Origin of the sequence: Pseudonocardia pini (genome assembly GCF_013870575.1) — a bacterium.
GTDB lineage: Bacteria > Actinomycetota > Actinomycetes > Mycobacteriales > Pseudonocardiaceae > Pseudonocardia > Pseudonocardia pini.
This window is the reverse complement of sequence record NZ_JACBXB010001025.1, coordinates 1-1,568: the sequence shown is the minus strand read 5'-3', so window position 1 is coordinate 1,568 and position 1,568 is coordinate 1. Positions and strand designations below refer to the sequence as shown.

At 73.4% G+C, this 1,568-nt stretch carries 2 protein-coding genes; both read left to right on the top strand.

The features are described 5' to 3' along the window. The first annotated feature begins 219 nt into the window (after positions 1-219). Positions 220-1,227 carry a sensor domain-containing diguanylate cyclase gene (locus H5J29_RS32120; RefSeq protein WP_181784673.1) on the top strand — a complete coding sequence of 336 codons (1,008 nt, stop codon included), beginning with the start codon at positions 220-222 and terminating at the stop codon, positions 1,225-1,227. Positions 1,228-1,304: 77 nt separating this feature from the next. Continuing rightward, positions 1,305-1,568: AMP-binding protein (locus H5J29_RS32115; protein ID WP_181784672.1), on the top strand; the 264-nt coding region annotated here is incomplete at its 3' end.

Genomic DNA, 1,568 nt, shown 5'->3' with positions numbered 1-1,568 from the left:
GCTCTGGAGTCGGACGGGGCCGGAGGCGTCGGCGGACACCCGCCGCAGGGCGCCGCGACGCCGCAGCGACCCTCCGGAAGATCGTCGTGACCAGCCGGAACGCCGGTCCGGCCGATCACCCTTCCGGGGTGGCCGCGTGGAAGCGGCGCAGGCAGGCCGGCATGGTGAGTCGCGTCGCCGGGGCACGGAACCGTGGCGCGACGTGAGGAGGAGGGCGGCATGCACGACACCGAGTCCGTGGCCGCTCCGGACCGGATCCAGGCGGCGGACCTGCGGCTGGCGCGTGCGCTCGTGCCCGCCCGGTCGTTCGACCGCGCGTGCGACCTCGTCCTGGACTACCTGCGTCAGGAGATCCCGATGGGGGTCTGGTCGGTCACCAGGATCACCGGTGACAGGCAGCTGATGCTGTCCGTCACCGACGACGGCTCGTACGGGATGGAGGCCGGCCACGCCGTCCCGCTGGTCGACACCATGTGCCGGTACATGGTCTCCGGCGAGGCACCGCGGATCGCGCCGGACGTGTCCCTCGTCCCGCAGTACCAGACCGCGGCGGACCGCTCCGGCGCCCAGATCAAGACCTATGTGGGCACCCCGATCGTGCAGCCGGACGGCAGCCTGTTCGGCTCGGTGTGCGGCTTCGACCCCGAGCGCCGCCCGGAGTCGCTGCAGTCATACGGCCCGCTGCTCGACGTGCTCTCCAGCCTGCTGTCCTCGGTGCTGGAGGCGGACCTGCGGGCGACCGACGTGGCCCGCGACCTGGAGACCGCCCGCCGGGACTCCGAGACCGACGCGCTGACCGGCCTGCTCAACCGGCGCGGCTGGGACCGGTACGTGGTCCGTGAGGAGGAGCGCTTCCGCCGCTTCGGGGACGACGCCACCGTGATCGTGATGGACCTGGACAACCTCAAGACCGTGAACGACGTCCGGGGCCACGACGCGGGGGACGATTACATCCGTTCCGCCGCACGGGTTCTCGAGTCGACGGTGCGGTCGGGGGACGTGCTGGCCCGGCTCGGCGGGGACGAGTTCGGCATCATCGCGGTCGGCGCCACGGCCGAGCAGGCCGAGGGCTGGGTGGAGCGTGCCGAGCGCGAGCTGGAGCGGGCGGGCGTCTCCGGCTCGTTCGGCCACGCGCCCTACTCGATCGTCGCCGGCTTCCCCGGGGCGTGGAAGGCGGCGGACGAGGCGATGTACGTGCGCAAGCGGATGCGGCGCGCGGCCCGCTGAAGCGGTCTTTGCAACAGCCCACAACGGGTGCGCCGACGGGCCGTGACAACCCCGCCCCGGCTGACCAGGCTTGCGCCATGACGGACCTGCTCCTCTCCGACTTCGTGCGCCGGGCCCGGCTCCACCACCCGCACCGGGAGATCGCCTGCTACGCGCACGGCGAGGAGGTCCTCCGCTACGACTACGCGGCCTACGCCGACCGGGTCGCGCGGCTGGCTGGCGCGTTGCGCGGGCTGGGCGTGCGGCCGGGGGACCGGGTGGCCAGCCTGGCCTGGAACCACCACCGCCACCTGGAGCTCTACGCCGCGGTCCCGCTGGTCGGGGCGGTGCTGCACACCCTG

What these genes read in the sequence shown, in the direction of transcription:
- H5J29_RS32120 (WP_181784673.1), top strand. Translation starts at nt 220, where the DNA reads ATGCACGACACCGAGTCCGTGGCCGCTCCGGACCGGATCCAGGCGGCG.